This window comes from Pedobacter caeni (assembly GCF_900129215.1).
GTDB classification, from domain to species: domain Bacteria; phylum Bacteroidota; class Bacteroidia; order Sphingobacteriales; family Sphingobacteriaceae; genus Pedobacter; species Pedobacter caeni.
This window is the reverse complement of record NZ_FQUQ01000001.1, coordinates 1,202,480-1,220,132: the sequence shown is the minus strand read 5'-3', so window position 1 is coordinate 1,220,132 and position 17,653 is coordinate 1,202,480. Positions and strand designations below refer to the sequence as shown.

Here is a 17,653-nt window from a genome sequence, read left to right as displayed (position 1 = left end):
ATAAGAGCTTTTGGACTGCCACACAGGGAGATCTTTCCATTCATTTCTGCGCAAACGATTGATATTTCTGTTTTAATTTTGGCAGTATTAGCTCAGCTTGCATTTTACTTAAAATGAAATAAAACGTCAATATGCTCTTATTTAGTGTATTACGTGTCAGTTCGGTCTGGGAACGACGGCTATGAAGAGCAGGATTAAGAGGCGCTGATCAGTCATTCAGCTACAATATCTACGCAATCGTTTGCAAAATGGGATGATGTGCTGAAAAGGCAGTCAAACTGCCATTAGAGGCTGTTTTCAGGATATTCAGAATCGTCATTAAAAGCTATAGCTTTAAGAAACAAATCGCTCAGGAGGCCAATTAAGGCAATTATTGCATCTGGGAGTACCGGTGGTTCAGGGCTGGCTGTAGATTTATACCCATAATTCCTATATTCGGCCTACAACACACAAACATCTGGGATAACCACAGTATACAAATTTATTTGTATCCATAAAAAACTCAGAGAAAACCTATTACAAGAATAATGAGAAGAAAAAACACAGTTTTACTTGCGCTTGCTTTCCCTTTACTAGGTGCTTATATCCCAGCATCGGCAATGCCAAAAATGAACATCGTGGAACAAGCCATGCAGCGAAATCAGAAAGTGATCAGCGCAAAAAAAATCAATTCGACATCCATAGAATTATTGTTTTCCGATAACCAAAGATTAACACTCGATTTCTACGGGGGAAACATGTTCAGGCTGTTCCAGGACAACTCCGGAGGATTTATCCGTGATCCTGAAGCAAAACCTGAAGCAAAAATATTAGTAGAAAACCCAAGAAGACCGGTTTCAAAACTGGAATTTACTGACCAGGGCAATCAGATTACCATTTCTACGGACAAGATCACCGTCCTGATCGATAAAAACACCTCACTGTTAAAAGTGATTAACCAGGCTACTAAAGCGATTGTATTAGAAGAAGCAGCACCGATCAGTTTTGAAAAAGGAAAGGTAACCCTCACTTTAAAGGAATATCCTCAGGAATACTTTTATGGTGGTGGCGTTCAAAATGGCCGTTTCTCTCATAAAGGAAAAGCCATTTCTATTGAAAACCAAAACAGCTGGACAGATGGGGGTGTTGCTTCTCCAACACCTTTTTACTGGTCTTCCAATGGATATGGAATGATGTGGCATACCTTCAAAAAAGGAAAATATGATTTTGGAGCTAAGGAAAAAGGATTGGTAAAGCTATCTCATGACTCCGATTATCTGGATGCTTTTTTTATGGTGAGCGATGGAGCTTCCGCCCTATTGAACGACTTTTATCAGCTGACTGGTAACCCTATATTATTGCCAAAGTTTGGTTTTTATCAGGGACATCTGAATGCTTACAACCGCGATTTCTGGAAAGAAGATGAGAAAGGAATTTTGTTTGAAGATGGAAAACGCTACAAGGAAAGCCAGAAAGACAATGGAGGGGTAAAAGAATCCCTCAATGGCGAAAAGAACAATTATCAGTTTTCTGCACGTGCAGTGATCGACAGGTATAAGAAAAACGACATGCCTTTTGGCTGGCTGCTTCCTAACGATGGTTATGGTGCCGGTTACGGACAAACGGAAAGCCTGGATGGAAATATCCAAAACCTAAAAAGCTTAGGCGATTACGCCCGTAAAAATGGGGTGGAAATCGGCCTCTGGACTCAGTCTGACCTGCATCCCAAAGCAGAGGTAAGTCCCCTGCTCCAACGGGACATCATCAAAGAAGTAAGAGATGCTGGTGTCCGGGTCTTAAAAACCGATGTAGCCTGGGTAGGGGCTGGATATTCATTCGGACTGAATGGGGTGGCCGATGTGGGGCATATCATGCCTTATTATGGGAATAACGACAGGCCTTTCATTATCTCTCTGGATGGCTGGGCAGGTACTCAAAGATATGCAGGAGTGTGGTCAGGCGATCAAACCGGCGGAGTTTGGGAATATATCCGTTTCCATATCCCAACCTATATTGGCTCAGGTTTATCTGGCCAACCCAATATTACTTCCGATATGGACGGCATCTTTGGCGGTAAAAATGCAGCCATCAATACCAGAGATTTCCAATGGAAAACCTTTACTCCAATGGAGTTGAACATGGATGGCTGGGGAGCGAATGAAAAATATCCTCATGCCCTGGCTGAACCCGTTACCTCTATTAACCGCAATTATTTAAAACTCAAATCAGAGTTGATGCCTTATGCGTATAGCATTTCCAGAGCAGCTGTTGACGGTTTGCCGATGATCAGAGCGATGTTCCTGGAATATCCGAATGCGTATACCCAAGGTACAGCAACCCAATACCAATACCTGTACGGTCCAAATTTCCTGGTGGCACCGATTTATCAGGCCACCAAATCAGATGATAAAGGGAATGACATCCGCAATGGAATATACTTGCCTGAAGGTCTGTGGATCGATTATTTCTCCGGAGAGCGATATGCCGGAAACAGCATCCTGAATACTTTTGATGCTCCCCTTTGGAAATTGCCACTCTTTGTTAAAAGCGGAGCGATCATCCCGATGGCAAACCCAAACAACAACGTAACAGAAATAAATAAAGGTCTTCGCATCTATGAGCTTTACCCGGCTGGAAAAACATCTTTTACAGAATACGACGATGACGGTACCACAGAAGAATATAAACTGGGTAAAGGTGCTTCAACACTGATTGAATCAGAACAGGACAAAGGCAAAGTGACCGTCACCATTCATCCTGCTAAGGGTGATTTTAATGGTTTCGCCAAAGAAAAAGCGACAGAACTGAGAATAAACGTCACTGAAAAACCAAAGAACCTTTCCGCTAAAATTGGAAAGAACAAAATCCGCCTGACCGAAGTTAACTCAATGGCCGACTACCTTAAAGGAGCGGATGTTTATTTCTATGAAGCAAAACCGAACCTGAATAAGTTTGCTACCAAAGGTAGTGAGTTTGAGAAAGTGATCATTGCAAAAAATGCACAGGTACTGGTTAAACTGGCAAAGACAGACATTACCTTGAATCCTGTTGCAGTTACGGTAGAAGGGTTTAAATTTGAACCTGCAGATCAGCATCGCGTTTCATCTGGAAAATTAACCCCTCCGGCAAATGCCCGTGTAACAGAAAAAAACACCGAAGCGTACACCTTAAAACCAACATGGAACAAGGTTGACCATGCAGATTTCTATGAAATAGATTTCAATGGCATGCATTATACCACCATTAAGGATACCACCTTATTGTTTGACGGTTTACTGGCAGAAACAAATTATGAATTCAAATTACGCGCGGTTAACAAAGACGGCGCTTCGGATTGGACTGAGTTAAAGGCAACCACAAAATCTAATCCTTTGGAGTTTGCCATTTCCGGAATCACAGCCGAAACCACTGCAGAAAACCAGGAAGAATCAGGAATAGATAAATTGTTTGATTATGACGAAGGCAACATGTGGCATACCAAATGGGGCGTAAAATCTGTTCCTTTCGACATCATCATGGACCTGAAATCAATCAATCAACTGGAGAAATTCCATTACCTGCCACGGAGAGGAAGAGGAAATGGAATCCTGCTAAAAGGCAAGGTGTTCTACAGCAATAATAAAGAAAACTGGACAGAAGCAGGTTCATTTGAATGGAAAAATGCAGAAGATGTGAAAGTATTCAACTTCGCCAACCACCCAACCGCGAGATATATCAAAATTGCGGTAGCTGATGGAGTTGGAGGCTTCGGGTCTGGCAGAGAGTTGTATGTATTCAAAGTTCCTGGAACAGAAAGCTATCTTCCCGGCGACATCAACAACGATCGTCTGATTGACAGAAATGACCTGACCTCATACACCAATTATACCGGACTGAAAAAAGGTGATGCAGATTTCGAGGGATACATCAGCAATGGTGACATCAACAAAAACAACCTTATTGATGCTTACGATATCTCTGTTGCAGCTACGCAACTAGATGGTGGAGTAGAAAGCAATAAAAATGAAAAGGTTGCAGGTAAAATCCAGATCAGCACCGCAAAGCCAAATTATAACAAAGATGAAATCGTCGAGATTAAAGTAAAAGGACTCAATCTGAAATCGGTAAACGCAATCAGCTTTGCATTGCCATACCTTTCTCAGGACTATGAATTCGTAGCTGTACAAAACCTCAACGTCAAACAAATGGAGAACCTGACCAACGACAGGCTTCACACCAATGGTGATAAGGTGTTGTATCCAACTTTCGTTAACGTAGGCAACAAAGAGACTTTAAACGGCAACTCAGATTTGTTCGTATTAAAGTTAAAAGCTAAACGTAAAGTGAAATTTGACCTTAAAGTAGTTGAAGGATTCCTGGTAGACAAGAATCTAAATACGGTTCGCTTTTAGCGTAAACCATCAAACTTACAACATGCCGTTTCATAAGTAATTATGGAACGGCTTTTTTATGGCCTTTAACTTCATTTCAGAAAGATATTCAGTCAGTTTAAACCTTAAAAATGATATTTGAGGGGGAAAGGTTTTATGTGATCACTCCAATTACAATAATTTTGAACAAAAAAATACGATGAAACCAATTACCTGGAAAATAATAGGAATTATAATTCTGCTGTTTATAATAGTGTTCGGTTATTTATTCTACACGGGCAGTGAAGATTTTGAGACCAGTAATCTAAGGTCAAAACAAATCAATTTTAATAGTCAGGGAGATAGCGTATCAGGGACGCTGTTTATTCCTGAAAAAGGACTTGATCATCATACCTCAGTTGCGCTGTTTGTACATGGAGATGGTGTACAAGACAGGTATTCAGGAGGAGGATATCTCCCAATGATACATCATTTAGTTGAACAGGGAATAGCTGTGTTTTCCTGGGATAAAAAGGGTGTTGGAAATAGTAAAGGCAACTGGCTGGATCAATCCATTGAAGATAGAGCCGTAGAAGCTGTAGATGCTTTCAAATATTTAGTATCAAATGAAAAAGCGAATCCTCAGAAAATTGGCTATCTGGGTTTCTCCCAAGGTGGGTGGGTGATTCCAAAAGCGGCAACGATGCAGGCTCCTGCCTTTTCAATCATCATTGGTGGAGCCGTTAACTGGATGGATCAAGGTGCTTTTTATACCAGAAAGAGATTAGAACTGGAAGGTAAAGATCCAGGGCAGATTGAAAAAATTGCCAGTGAAATCAGACGTTCAGATGAAGATATGTTTATTACCCGCAATCCTGAAAAGATAAAAGCAACTGGCATGGCGGCCGATCGCTTTGAATTTGTGGTAAGAAACTATAAGTCAGATTCCAGGGCCGACATTTTAACCATGAAAGGCCCGCTACTGGCCATGTGGGGGGAAAACGATTTAAACCTTGATGCCAATGTAAACGCTCATTTGTATAAAAAAATCACCAACAACAGAAAAGACACGCACATCATAGTTTACCCCAATGCAACGCATGGACTTCTAAAAGCTAATCATTTCAACTATCAATTATCTGGTCAATGGCCGGCCTGGAAAAACTATTTGTATGTCCTGATGGGCAGGAGTGCCTATGTGAAATGCTCTTTAAATGCGATTTCTACATTTATAAATAAAGCTCAGGAATAAAAAATAATATCTGCTCGATTTAGATATTCTCCATGTAGATATCCTTCATAAAGGTAGGCTCCATAATGGTATACTTCATAAAGATATTCCTCATAAAGGTATGCTCCATAAAGGTATACTTCATATAGATATCCCCCATGCAGAGAACCAAAACTCCATGGGTAATTATTAAAAAAAGCGAGATAGGGTGAAGGCCTAGAAATTTTGCCCTCTTCGGGCAAAGGTTTCAGCCTGAAAACATCTCTCTTTTTTTAATCAAAGGACCTTAATTTCCAGAGAACGAAATACATTCTAAAGCGTTATCCCTTCCGAATACAAATTTCCAAATCTATCTTTAGCGTTAACTTCAACACTCTTCGCCGTAGCAGAAGGATTCACATAAAACAAATGATCCGTAAGGATCGGTTCAACCCAGGGCTGTTCTACAGGTCTAACATTACCTTCATACAAGTCAATCGCCATTGGATCTTTCCCTGAAAACTGCGTCATTGCGCCTTTCATTACACCATCTTCTTTCCAACTGATCTCCCAGGAGGAATCCCAGTTCCATACATTGGCAACCACTTGCCCCGGTTTTGCTTTATTATTACGGTCATAAACCCTGATCTGATGTGTTTTCTCCTTACCCACACCCTTATAATACCAGCTCAGTTCATTTCCTTTTACCTCATATACACCATATCCTTTAGGTGTACCGTCATAACAAATTTCACCACTCCACCAGGCGCCACAGATTGCCCCGTGAACAATTTCATGTCTGTTTCCTTCTACAATATGTTCATTAAAATGCGTGTGACCGGATAAAATATAACTCTGATAAGGTTTCAATAATTTATACAACTGCTCCCTGTTTGCCACGACATTGGCGATGTCATCATCTTTAAGCTCATATCTTCTTTTCTGTCCCGTATTGGTAGGAATATGAACTGTGAGTACGATTGTTGTCCCGGGAGATACATGTTTAAGATCCTGTTCCAGCCAGGACAATTGATTTTCAGTAAAATAACCGATATAACGTCTGCCTGTTCCGAGAAAGAAAACATCATCCAGCGCCACATAATGAATTTTCCCTCTGTTGTAAGAATAGTAAGAAGGTCCAAAGTTCTGCTTAAAAGTGGCTGCTGACAAATCATCAGTACGTACATCAAGGTCCATATCATGATTTCCAATCACCTGAAAGAAAGGAATGCCCGACTGGCCAATGCTTTTCTTATAATCTTTAAATAACCTGAACTGGTCCCATACGATATCTCCTGCACAAATGCCATGAATCAAGGTGCCTTCAGGATAAGAAGATTTGAGTTTTGCCAGATCCGGACCGGCCTGAGTTAATATATTTTGGGCATCAGCATCGGTTTGCACTTGTGGATCTGCCCATACGACAAACATATGTTCATTGTCGTCCTTACTTAGTTTTCTGATGCTGAAGTTAAAATCCTTGGCAGATATGGGCTTATAAAACTGTGCGATGCCGGATTCCTGATTAAATTCATATCCTGCGGGGGTCGAGAGGTAAATAAATTCGGCGCGTGGATCTGTTTCCAGTGAGAATGATCCTTTATCATCAGTAGTTACGATCGAAAAACCATCTGTCACCTGAATACCGGAAAGACCTTTACGGTGATCATCCACTTTTCCTTTTACCAGGCGGTCTTTAACAGCAGGGCTGATGAATGACTTGGTATCTGCAAAAACGATTGTTGGGGCGCTAAGTGCTGTGCCTAATAAGGCGATATTTTTAAGAAAGGATCTTCTTTTTTCCATAATTATTGATTTTTCAGGAGGGGGATTCCGGATGCTGCAAAACTAAAATACTTACCCGTTGATCCTTGTTAGGTTTAGATTAACAATTCATTAAGCATCTCCCGAAATCGCCTCATTTTTTGGGAAAGGATATAATAATTTGATAATGATTACTGAACCTCCGGCGGATGGGAACTGAATAATTTTGACAAAAATTTACGGGGGGATCCATGGAATTATTTACAGACGACAGGCATGCGGCTCAGGAACTGAAAGACGGAAACGTCGAAGCCCTGGGATATTTCTATCGTTTATATGAGCAGCAGTTACATCAGTTCCTGTATGCTTATTGCAGGGATCATGACCTGGCGGAAGATATGATTCAATGTACTTTTCTGAAAATATGGGAGAAAAGAAAACATATTGATGGCGCCAGGAGTACAAAAAACTGGATCTATACCATCGCGAAAAATCTAACCATTGATGCTTTACGTCAGAGCAGGTATCAGGAGAAAGTATGGACACTCCGTCCGGCGGGTACGGAAGCAGACCACAGCACACTTGATCAGATCATCTATGCCGATTACCAACGGATGGTTTCTTCGGTTCTGATGAAGTTACCGAAGAGAAATCAGGAAGTCTTTGAGCTCAGCAGGGCACAGCAGTTCAGCAACAAGGAAATTGCAGATCAGTTGAACATCTCCCTGAAAGCGGTAGAAAAGCACCTTACAAAAACCTTACGTTTCTTAAGAGGTGTTTTCAAAGATCAGCAACTGCTGATTTTCTTTCTTTTGCTAAAACTTTAATTTTTTTTGCAATCAGGGTAGGGTTGCGGGTAGGCGGATCCGTATAGCTTCATATCGACATGAAGAATACTCCATTTACAAAAGAAATAATTGCCCGGTTTTTCCAGAATACACTGGATGAAATGCAGCATCAGCAGGTTTTGGACTGGCTTGGTACCTGCACTAAGGAAGAACAGGATGTTTTCCTTGACGCACACCTGGACTACCTGGAACAACAGATTTCAGAACCAGCTAAAAATACCAGTTCTGGTTTTGAAGACCTGAAAGCATCCATTCTGAAGCGTGAAAGGGTAAAGAAGAATTTCTCTACCTGGTCTGTACGTATTGCAGCGGCTTTATTTCCTTTTCTGCTTTTATGGATGTTGTTTCCTCAGCCAAAGGCTGAGCTTCAGGAACTACCTTCTGCCATTCAGGTGTCGGCTGTTAAAATTATAGACTTTCACAATGATGGAAAGCAAAACAAGGAAATCACCTTACCCGATTCTTCTATCGTCACTTTATATCCAGGGGCATCTGTACAATATGCCGCTCATTTTGTTCAGCAGAAAAGAGAGTTAAAGCTGAATGGGAAAGCTTTTTTCAAAGTTAAACATGATGTTCAGCATCCATTTATCGTGCATAGCGGAGCTGTTCAAACTGTGGTTCTGGGAACTTCATTCTGGGTAGATGCAGGAAGGCCTACCGGCAACGTCAGGGTGAAAGTAAAAACGGGTAAGGTTGGTGTAAAAGGGGAGCATACGGCTACTGTATTCCTCTTGCCAAGGGAAGAAGCCGTCTTTATTCAGAATACAGGGACCTTAACCAAAAACACACCACAAAAAGAAACTAAAAACACAGCAGCATCGCAATCCATACCAGGTACAACTTCTGCATTGGCCTTTAACGAAACTCCATTACAACAGGTTCTCGTTGCCCTTGAAGAGCAGTTCCATTTGAGCATCCAACTGGAAGATGAAACTTTAGCAAGGTTGCAGATTACGATGAGTACCAAGGGAAAATCGCTGGAAATCATTCTGGACGAAATAAAAGCGAAAACCGGGATGCAATACGAAATCAAGGGTCAGAAGGTAGTATTCAAATCTTACCCATAACCAGATCATCCATAACATAGATCATCCATAACAAGAACGACAAAATAACAGCACAGACAAATTATTCAAACATGAAAAACAGATCAGGATTACGTCATTGTTTATTGCCCATTGCATTGGCCTTATTGGTATTCAGTACATTATTATTCAGCCATGTTTCGGCAAGGGCCCAGGGTGCTACATCCTCAGGAATAAAGGGTTTTGTATTTGACAATTCCAATGTTCCGCTTTCCGGAGCAGGCATCATTGTTACTTACCTTCCTGCAAATTCCCGCTTTGAGGGCAAAACTTCAGATAAAGGTTCTTTTAACCTGCAAAACCTACCTGTTGGTGGTCCTTACCGCATTGAAGTACGCCATGTAGGTAATCACAGTTATACAGAAAACAACGTGTTCCTGTCGCTCGGACAGGTTTATGCCATCAAAGTGTACATGAGTTCAGAAAACCAGGAGCTTCAGGCGGTAGAGGTAAAAGCACAGCGGTCAGGATCTTCCAGAAACCTGGCGAAGACAGGTGCTTCGAATAACATCAGCAGAAAAGACATCGATCGTTATCCTTCATTGAACAGGTCCTTGTCAGATTATACCAGGTTTACCCCACAATCCTCAGGCTTATCATTTGGCGGCCGGAACAACCGCTACAACAACATTCAGATTGATGGTTCGCAAAACAACGACATCATGGGCTATGGTGTAGGCGGGGGAACGACAACAGGCGCACCGGGAGGTCAGGCAGGTACACAGCCGATCAGTTTAGATGCGATTGATGAGATCCAGGTGGTACTTGCTCCATTTGATGTGAAACAGGGGAGTTTTACCGGTGCAGGGATTAATGCCGTCACCCGTCGTGGTACAAACACCTTTACAGGCTCGGTATACACTTATGGCAAAAATCAAAATCTTGTAGGCAAAAGTCCGGATGATAAAAGAACGAAGTTTAACGATTTTACGGATTATCAGTATGGTTTCCGTTTAGGCGGGCCGGTGATTAAAGACAAGCTGTTCTTCTTTGCGAATGCAGAGATCAGTCGCCGGGACGAACCATTATTATACCAGGCAAACAGGGGAGCAGGGACTTCAAATGAATCTCAGATTCCTTTAGAGATGGCTCAAACCTTTTACAATACCCTGAAAAACACTTATAACTATGATCCCGGCAAGTTTGAAGACATCAGCAAAAAAACAAACAGTGAGAAATTCTTTGTCCGTTTTGACTATCTGATCAATTCCAAAAACAGGTTAACCCTTCGCCATAATTATGTGAATGGCAAGCGCGATGACATCAGTAATGGCATCAACTCACTTCGTTTTGAGAACAATAAATACATTCAGACCAACAAAACAAACATAACGGTAGCAGAATTGAATACCTATTTTTCGAACACAGTAGTGAACAACCTGATTGTCGGGTATTCCAATGTGAGGGACAACCGGGAGATTCCAGGAAGTCCTTTTCCTCAGGTAACGATCCAGCTTGATGCCAGCAAAACACTTGTAGCCGGAACAGAAGGATATTCGCCTTCTGCCCGTCAGAAGCAACACCTTTTCCAGCTTACGGATAACCTGGATATCATTCACAACGACCACCATTTTACCATTGGTACCCAGAATGAGTTTTTTAAATTCGACAACCTGTTTATCCAGAATGTCTGGGGAAATTATACCTTTCCAGGTCTCGATGCTTTTACCAAAGGACAGGCTCCCTCAATTTATCAGCTTACCTATTCAAAAATCCCGGATGTAAAGATTCCAACCTCAGTTTTCAGGGCCATGCAACTCGGATTCTATGTACAGGATGAATATACAGCGATGGAAGGCTTAAAGCTAACCGGAGGTCTTCGTGTAGATATCCCTGTATTCCTGGACAAGCCTTTAGAAAATGAGCAGTTTGCCAATTCCTTCCGTGCTGAAGGTTATAAAACCAGCAGACAGCCAAAGTCAAAACTGCTTTTCTCTCCAAGGATCGGTTTTAATTACGACATCAACAACGATGGCAATACCATTCTTCGCGGAGGAACCGGAATCTTTACCGGTAGGTTGCCTTATGTATGGCTTGGAAATGCATATAACAATTCCGGTGTTGACCTCGGCAGAATTAATGCCAACGGTGCTGCAGCAGCAGGAATCAGGTTTGATGCAGATGTGAACAATCAGCCAAGAACTTCCACTGTAGCTACTTCAGAGATCGACCTTACTGATCCCAACTTTAAGATGCCTCAGGTCTGGAGGTCAAATTTCGCTATAGATCAAAAACTCCCTTATGGATTTACCGCCACACTGGAAGGAATCTACGGCAAAGAAATGAATGCTCCATACATCAAAGACCTGAACCTTGTCGAGCCAAAAGATAAGTTTGCCGGAGAAGGAAGAGACCTTTACCCGGCAGGAAACGGCCGCTTAAAATACCCGGAATACACCAATGTCTTCCTGCTTACAAATACCAATAAAGGATATCAATATAGCCTTACTGCCCAATTGCAGCGTAACGTTGCAGAAGGTGTTTCCGGTAGCATCGCCTATACCTATGCGCAATCGAAAGACATCTCGAGCATGAACTCCACCATCGCTTCCACCAACTTCAGAAACAATACGATTGGAAACAACCCCAATCTTCCGGGGTTAACAGCTTCAGACTGGAACCTGAATCACCGCATCATCGGAACCCTGTCGTACCGTTTTGAGTACCTGAAAAACTTTGCAACAACCATCGGTCTGGTCTATAACGGACAATCTGGTCTTCCTTATACCTACCGTCTGAACTCCGATGTCAATAACGACGGACAGACACAAAATGATGCCATGTATATCCCTGCCAGCGCCAAGGACATTATTTTAGTACCCAACAATGCATCTGATAAACGCACACCTGCAGAAATCTGGGAGCAGTTGAATGCTTTTATAGAACAAGATCCATATCTAAGCAAACACCGCGGACAAATGGCAGAAAGGAACGGAGCAAGAACACCCTGGTCGCACATCTTCGACCTTCACCTTGCACAAGACATCTTAATCAATGCAGGAGGAAAAAAACACAACCTTCAAATCACGTTTGATGTGTTCAATTTCAGTAACCTCCTGAATAAAAACTGGGGACTGGTTAAATTGCCTTCCATCACCACCGCACAATTGCCAGCCACATTAAGTGGTTCCATTCTTGCCTACAAAGGAATCGATCCGGCATCAATCGTTGCAGGAAGCCCTAAACCTACCTATAGCTATAGTCCGGTAAACGGATCCTTCATCAATGCACCTTTTGATTCGAGGTGGAGGGGCCAACTTGGATTGAGGTATAGTTTCTAGGAGCAATATTATTAAAAAAGGGAGATAGGATGAAGGCATAGAAATTTTGCCCCTTCAGGCAAAGGTTTCAGCCTGAAAACATCTCCCTTTTTTTAAATCAGTTTTTTACTAAAATATTTAGGGAATTCGACGTATCCCTGCCGAAGGTAAAAACGATGTGCATCAACTCTGCGGATACTGGAATGCAGCTCAATCCTGCTACACTTCCTTTCTTTTGCCAGCTGAACACAATGTTCTTCCATTTCCCGACCTAAACCCTGACTCCTTAAATTGTGATCCACAGCGAAATAACTTACCATGGCGAAATCTCCTGAATAAGCGATCTGAGGTAAAAAGTGAATTGACATGAAAGCCCTCACCTGTTCCTCCAATTCAAAGACAATTATTTCATGATCAGGATGGTTGATCAGTTGAATCAACCGCTCTGCAACCAAATTTTCCGCTGTAGGATGTTCCATTTGTGCTAATAAAGACGCTATGGCCTGTGTATCTTCTTGTCTTGCCTTTCTTATACCCATCTTAAAAAGTAGATTTAACGAAGTAAAAATAAGCTTTCTTGAGAAAGTAGAAAGGATCAATTCCAACCGCCACCCAATGCACGATATAAATTGACTACCGCATGTAATTTCTGACTTTGGTCATTAATTCCTTTTAACTCCGCGGTCAGCAGGTTTTGTTCTGCAGCAAGCACATCCGTATAATTCGTGTTTTTGCTATTGTTCAGCAATTCCTTATTGAATTCTACGGCCTGTGCCAGGGCTTTCAATTGCTTAGCACGTTTTTCCTCTTTCTGAGCAGCATGTTCATACGCCGATAAGGCATCAGAAACCTCCTGACTGGCCTTTAGCAATGAATATTCAAAGCCGTACAGGGCTTGTTGCTGTTTAGATTGCGCCGTGGTTAACCTCGCCTTATTGACCCCTTTGTTAAAGATAGACTGGGTCAGACCGCCGGCAATATTGCCAAATAAGCCCGCGCTGCTAAACCAGTTGCTCAGTCCCAGGCTGGAGAATCCGGCCGCACCTGTAATACTTAAAGAAGGGTAGAAGTAAGTCCTCGCCACATTGCTGTTCTCAAATGCTGCCCTAAACTGGTATTCTGCTTGTTGCACATCTGGTCTGTAAGCCAGTAATTGCGCGGGAATTCCTGGTTTCAAGTCATAGGAAAGCTGCTGCTGAGTTAAGGAAGTGCGTTCTATTTTCGAGGGAGTTCTGGCCAGTAAAATGCATAAGGCATGTTCTGTTTCTTTAATCTTCTGTTGCAAATCGGGAATGGCAAGTTCTGCTTCGTAATAATTGGCCTCACTTTGTACCACAGCAACGCCGTTTAAGATGGAGCTTTCAAAAAGCAATTTTATCGCTTCCGCATCTTCAGATCTGTTTTTTGCAGTTTTCTGTGTCACGAGCAATTGCTGATCCAGGCTGAGCAATTCAAAGTAATGATTGGCAATATCTGCAACCAGTTGCGTTTGAACAGCTCTTTTTGCTGCATCACTGGCCAGCAGATCTGCATAGGCAGCCCTTTTTGCACTACTCAGCTTGCCCCAGATATCGAGCTCCCAGTTGGTGCTGATGCCGAGGTCATACTGAGTAGAGTTATTGATCATTCCAAAACCTTGTGGAAAGGCCAGTCTGCTCTGCTTTACCGAAACATTTCCGTTTAGCCCAGGCAGGAATGCCGCTTTGCTCATCCTGAGGTTGGCTTTAGATTCATTGATGCGTTCTACGGCGATCTTCAAATTAAGGTTAGCGCTTAGCCCTTGCCGGATCAGCTCGTTTAAAACGGGGTCGGTAAACACCTCAGACCATTTCATTGCAGCCATATTGCTGCTGTCTGGGTTAACGATGTCCCGGTAACCTGAAGCTATGGCTGCTTCAGGTTTATGATAAGATTTGGTGACTTTACATGAGGTCCATAATCCAATGGAAATCAAGGAAAAGAGAAATATATGATTTGTTTTCATGGTGTTGACTTAAATGATTTCTGGGAGGGCGCGTGGGGAATGATCTGGAACAGCTACACCAGAGATTTTCTCATGTGCAGACTGGAAGATGATGAATAAAACAGGGATCACAAAAACTCCGAATAACGTTCCGATCAGCATTCCTCCGACAGCTGCGGTACCGATAGAGCGGTTGCTCAGCGCTCCGGCACCTGTAGCCATCATCAGAGGGACAAGACCGAATATAAAGGCAAAGGAAGTCATCAGAATTGGCCTTAACCTTGCTTTTGCACCATAGATTGCTGACTGCACAATGCTTCTTCCGCTTAAGCGGTGCATCAATGCAAATTCTACGATCAGAATGGCATTTTTGGCCAATAGTCCGATCAACATGATCAGGCTGATCTGAAGGAAAATATTGTTGTCAATATTGAACAGATTGGCGAATATAAATGCTCCTGCTAAACCTATAGGAAGGGAAAGCAATACCGAAAAAGGAAGGATATAACTTTTGTACTGGGCACTCAGTAAGAAATAAATGAAGACCAGGCAGAGGGCAAAGATCATGATCGTCTGACTGCCACTGGAAAGTTCTTCTCTTGTCAAACCAGAAAACTCATAAGTATACCCGCGACTTAACGTCTGGGCTGCAACTTCTTCAATTGCTTTGATCGCGTCACCAGAACTATAACCTTTATTTGGAGAACCCGTTACCGTAGTTGAGGTGAATAAATTAAACCGGTTGATGAACTCAGGGCCATAGGTCTTTTTTAACGTAACAAATTCCGAAATAGGGGTCATTGCTCCTTTGTCTGTTCTGACAAAGACCTTATTGATATCCGCTTCCTTTTCCCTGAAATCAGGATGACTCTGCATCATCACCCGGTATTGTTTTCCGAATTTATTGAAATCTGAGGCATAGACCCCACCAAAATATCCCTGCAAAGTATTCAGCACAGTGTTGACACTGACTCCGGCATCTTTACATTTCTCAACATTTACGTTCACCTGCAGTTCAGGAAATCCGATGTTGAAAGGACTTGTGGCGAACATGATTTCCGGACGCTGGTTGATGGCCGTCATAAATTTGCCGATTGATTTGGCAAACTCCTTATAATCACCTCCGGTTCTGTCTTGCAACTGAACTTCAAAACCATTGTTGTTTCCGAAGCCCTGAAGTGTTGGTGCTGCAAAGAAGATCACTTTAGCCCCTTTGATATGTGCTGTTTTTGCAAACAACTGATTCACTACTGCGCTGACATCCTGATCTTTTCCTTTCCTTTCTTTCCATGGTTTCAGGCGGATAAATAAAGCACCATAGGAGCCTCCAAATCCATTGATCAGGTCCATTCCGGCTAATCTCGAAGAAAGTTCCACCTCAGGAATGCTTCTGGCAATGCTATCTACCTGATTGGTGATCTGTTCTGTGCGCTCCAGTGTAGCAGAAGGGGGAAGAATCACATCTCCATAGATGGCACCCCCATCTTCATTCGGAACAAAACCGGTTGGCGTGGTTTTAAGTAAAGCATAAAAGATCAGTCCGAATAACAAAATCCCGGCAACGGAGATCCACTTTCTGCGGATCAGGAAGCGGACTGCACGCATATATTTACCAGTTACGGCTTCAAATGCAGTGTTAAATCCTGCATAAAAAGTAGGTAAAAATCCTTTTTTATCGTGCTTTTTATCCGGATCATGCGGTTTTAAAAAGATAGCGCAAAGTGCCGGACTTAAAGTTAATGCATTCACTGCAGAGATCACAATCGCCACCGCGAGGGTCAAACCGAATTGTTTGTAAAACACCCCTGCAGATCCCGTGATAAAGGTCACCGGAACAAATACTGCCGACATGATCAGGGTAATCGATACGATGGCCCCACTGATTTCACTCATGGCATGAATCGTTGCTTTCTTTGCGGATTTTGCCCCCTGGTCCAGTTTTGCATGTACTGCTTCGACCACCACAATGGCATCGTCCACCACAATTCCAATGGCAAGAACGAGGGCAAACAAGGTCAGCAGGTTGATGGTAAAACCGAAAAGCTTCAGGAAGAAAAACGTACCGATGATGGCTACCGGAACAGCAATTGCAGGAATCAGGGTCGACCTGAAGTCCTGAAGAAAGATAAATACCACGATAAAAACAAGAATAAATGCCTCTACAATGGTATATATTACCTTTTCTATAGATGCATCCAGAAACTCATTGGCATTTAAAAAAGTATGGTATTCCACTCCCGGAGGAAAATCTTTGGAAGCTTCTTTCAGGATGTTTTCGCAGGCAATGATGAGTTCCCTCGCATTGGATCCTGAGGATTGACTGACCGCGCCACCCGAAGAAACTTTACCCTGAGTAACCAGTGAAGTGGTGTAATCCAGGGCACCAAATTCTACGGTTGCCACATCTTTTAACCTGATCAGGCCACCTTGTCTGGCGCTACGGAGAACGATGTTTTCGAATTGAAACTCCTCATCCAGTCGGCCGGTATATTTTAAGGCATATTGAACAGACTGCCTGCTGTTTTCTCCGATTTTACCGGGTGCTGCTTCAATATTTTGTTCTTTCAATGCTGCAATGACATCATCAGGTACCATTCCATGATTGGCCATGGCATCCGGTTTAAGCCAGATCCGCATGGAATATTCCTGATTTCCATAAATGGTGGCTTCGCCAACACCTTCCACACGTTTCATCTGAGGCATGATGTTGATCCGGAGGTAGTTGTCCAGGAATTTCTGATCGTAAGCTTTGTCTTTACTGTACAATAAAAAGCTAAAAGCCGTACTGCTCAGTTTTTTACTTGTGGTGATCCCTGCTTTGATGACTTCAGTAGGGAGCAAACTGGTGGCTTTCGTTACCCTGTTCTGTACGTTTACTGCTGCCTGATCGGGATCTGTTCCCTGTTTAAAGAAGATGGTAATGGTGGCACTTCCGTTATTGCTGGCAGTAGAGGTCATGTAAGTCATGTTTTCTACTCCATTGATTTGTTCTTCAAGAGGAACAATGACACTTTTCATCACCACATCTGCATTTGCACCCTGATAGGCTGCGGTTACGGCAACGGTGGGCGGCGCAATCTCCGGATATTGGGAGATGGGGAGGGACAGGAGTCCGAGCAGTCCCAGAATGACTATGATGACCGATATGACCGTAGACAATACCGGGTTTTCTATAAATTTTCTTAACATATC

9 protein-coding genes are annotated in these 17,653 nt (G+C 42.6%); 5 read left to right on the top strand and 4 right to left on the bottom strand.

The annotated features are described in order from the left end of the window. Nucleotides 1–527: 527 nt before the first annotated feature. A complete protein-coding gene (locus BUC20_RS05110; RefSeq protein ID WP_073228221.1) occupies nucleotides 528–4,370 on the top strand; it encodes a TIM-barrel domain-containing protein in 3,843 nt (1,280 codons plus the stop codon). Between the two features lie 178 nt (nucleotides 4,371–4,548). Next, nucleotides 4,549–5,580 carry an alpha/beta hydrolase family protein gene (locus BUC20_RS05105; RefSeq protein ID WP_200800882.1) on the top strand — a complete coding sequence of 344 codons (1,032 nt, stop codon included), beginning with the start codon at nucleotides 4,549–4,551 and terminating at the stop codon, nucleotides 5,578–5,580. Nucleotides 5,581–5,871: 291 nt separating this feature from the next. On the opposite strand, the gene BUC20_RS05100 is transcribed toward BUC20_RS05105, so the two are convergent. Then, complete coding sequence (locus BUC20_RS05100) at nucleotides 5,872–7,344, bottom strand: calcineurin-like phosphoesterase C-terminal domain-containing protein (protein ID WP_073228218.1); 1,473 nt, start codon at nucleotides 7,342–7,344, stop codon at nucleotides 5,872–5,874. 209 nt (nucleotides 7,345–7,553) lie between these two features. Here BUC20_RS05100 and BUC20_RS05095 point away from each other — a divergent pair, with 209 nt between their 5' ends. From BUC20_RS05095 to BUC20_RS05085, 3 genes are all read left to right on the top strand, one after another. After that, nucleotides 7,554–8,129 carry an RNA polymerase sigma factor gene (locus BUC20_RS05095; RefSeq protein WP_073228216.1) on the top strand — a complete coding sequence of 192 codons (576 nt, stop codon included), beginning with the start codon at nucleotides 7,554–7,556 and terminating at the stop codon, nucleotides 8,127–8,129. Nucleotides 8,130–8,188: 59 nt separating this feature from the next. Beyond that, the gene (locus BUC20_RS05090) at nucleotides 8,189–9,220 is read left to right on the top strand and encodes a FecR family protein (protein ID WP_073228213.1); all 1,032 of its coding nucleotides are present in this window, start codon (nucleotides 8,189–8,191) and stop codon (nucleotides 9,218–9,220) included. A 71-nt stretch (nucleotides 9,221–9,291) separates the two neighbouring features. Continuing rightward, the gene (locus BUC20_RS05085; protein ID WP_073228210.1) at nucleotides 9,292–12,519 is read left to right on the top strand and encodes a TonB-dependent receptor; all 3,228 of its coding nucleotides are present in this window, start codon (nucleotides 9,292–9,294) and stop codon (nucleotides 12,517–12,519) included. Nucleotides 12,520–12,611: 92 nt separating this feature from the next. On the opposite strand, the gene BUC20_RS05080 is transcribed toward BUC20_RS05085, so the two are convergent. Genes BUC20_RS05080 through BUC20_RS05070 form a run of 3 tightly spaced genes read right to left on the bottom strand, consistent with a single transcriptional unit; the run spans nucleotide 12,612 to nucleotide 17,650 of the window. Continuing rightward, nucleotides 12,612–13,037 carry a GNAT family N-acetyltransferase gene (locus tag BUC20_RS05080; protein ID WP_073228207.1) on the bottom strand — a complete coding sequence of 142 codons (426 nt, stop codon included), beginning with the start codon at nucleotides 13,035–13,037 and terminating at the stop codon, nucleotides 12,612–12,614. A 56-nt stretch (nucleotides 13,038–13,093) separates the two neighbouring features. Then, nucleotides 13,094–14,482, bottom strand: a complete 1,389-nt coding sequence (locus BUC20_RS05075; RefSeq protein WP_073228204.1) for an efflux transporter outer membrane subunit — start codon at nucleotides 14,480–14,482, stop codon at nucleotides 13,094–13,096. Nucleotides 14,483–14,491: 9 nt separating this feature from the next. Next, the gene (locus BUC20_RS05070; protein ID WP_073228202.1) at nucleotides 14,492–17,650 is read right to left on the bottom strand and encodes an efflux RND transporter permease subunit; all 3,159 of its coding nucleotides are present in this window, start codon (nucleotides 17,648–17,650) and stop codon (nucleotides 14,492–14,494) included. Between the last annotated feature and the right edge of the window lie 3 nt (nucleotides 17,651–17,653).

Coding starts and splice junctions, on each gene's coding strand:
- BUC20_RS05110 (WP_073228221.1), top strand. CDS start 528: ATGAGAAGAAAAAACACAGTTTTACTTGCGCTTGCTTTCCCTTTACTA.
- BUC20_RS05105 (WP_200800882.1), top strand. CDS start 4,549: ATGAAACCAATTACCTGGAAAATAATAGGAATTATAATTCTGCTGTTT.
- BUC20_RS05100 (WP_073228218.1), bottom strand. CDS start 7,344: ATGGAAAAAAGAAGATCCTTTCTTAAAAATATCGCCTTATTAGGCACA.
- BUC20_RS05095 (WP_073228216.1), top strand. CDS start 7,554: ATGGAATTATTTACAGACGACAGGCATGCGGCTCAGGAACTGAAAGAC.
- BUC20_RS05090 (WP_073228213.1), top strand. CDS start 8,189: ATGAAGAATACTCCATTTACAAAAGAAATAATTGCCCGGTTTTTCCAG.
- BUC20_RS05085 (WP_073228210.1), top strand. CDS start 9,292: ATGAAAAACAGATCAGGATTACGTCATTGTTTATTGCCCATTGCATTG.
- BUC20_RS05080 (WP_073228207.1), bottom strand. CDS start 13,037: ATGGGTATAAGAAAGGCAAGACAAGAAGATACACAGGCCATAGCGTCT.
- BUC20_RS05075 (WP_073228204.1), bottom strand. CDS start 14,482: ATGAAAACAAATCATATATTTCTCTTTTCCTTGATTTCCATTGGATTA.
- BUC20_RS05070 (WP_073228202.1), bottom strand. CDS start 17,650: ATGTTAAGAAAATTTATAGAAAACCCGGTATTGTCTACGGTCATATCG.